The organism is Pacificispira spongiicola, assembly GCF_012926505.1.
GTDB lineage: Bacteria > Pseudomonadota > Alphaproteobacteria > UBA8366 > Aestuariispiraceae > Pacificispira > Pacificispira spongiicola.
Window position 1 is genome coordinate 1 of sequence record NZ_JABBNT010000017.1, and the last position, 796, is coordinate 796.

Consider the following 796-nt stretch of genomic DNA (forward strand, 5'->3'; position numbering starts at 1 on the left):
TCTTGGCCGCGCGTGTGAAGTCCCGGAAATAGGCACCCTTGGCGCGCCCGTCCGACGCCGCCTTCGCGCCGGGGAAATAGGTCCCGCCGCTGGTATCGATCAGATCGATGGCGGACGCATCCAGGGCATCGATCAAGCTCAGGGCCTCCGTCGTCGTCACGCCGCCTTCCAGATAGTCGGTCGCATTGATCTTGATCCCGATGGGGAAGGCGGGGCCGACCGCGTCGCGCACGGCGGCGATGACCTCCAGGACCAGCCGTGCCCGCGCACCGGCCGAGCCGCCGTAAGCGTCGCTACGCCGGTTGAACAGGGGTGATAGAAACTGGCTGAGTAGGAAGCCATGGGCCGCGTGGATTTCGATCCCGGTGAAACCATACGATTTGGCAAGCGCGGCGGCGGCGGCGAATTCGCCGGGAATCTCCTGAATTTCCGCGACGCTCAGTTCGCGGCATTTCAGACCGGGCAGATCCAAAGCGCTGGGCCCGGCCAAATTGCTCAACGGGGCGAAGGCAAGGGCGCCCGCGTGACCCAGTTGAGGCCAAAGATGCGTACCGTTGACCGTGCCCTTGCGCGTCAGGTCCTGGAAGGGCGCTGGGGGCGTTCCGTCCTGAAGCACCAGATTGCCGGGTTTCTCCGGGAAATCCGGTCGGGTCTGCACCTCGCCGACGATCGACAGCCCCAAACCGCCCTGCGACCAACGTTCATACAGGCGGGATTGCCGCGCTGTCGGTCGTCCCGCCCCATCGCCGAGCGAATCCGACATCGCGGCCTTCGCCAGACGGTTCTTCAACACGAC

The 796-nt window shown here is 65.5% G+C and carries 1 protein-coding gene; it reads right to left on the reverse strand.

Annotation, left to right across the window (positions count from 1 at the left end):
- Positions 1 to 763: oxidoreductase (locus HH303_RS19905; RefSeq protein ID WP_455011045.1), on the reverse strand; the 763-nt coding region annotated here is incomplete at its 3' end.
- Positions 764 to 796 lie beyond the last annotated feature (33 nt).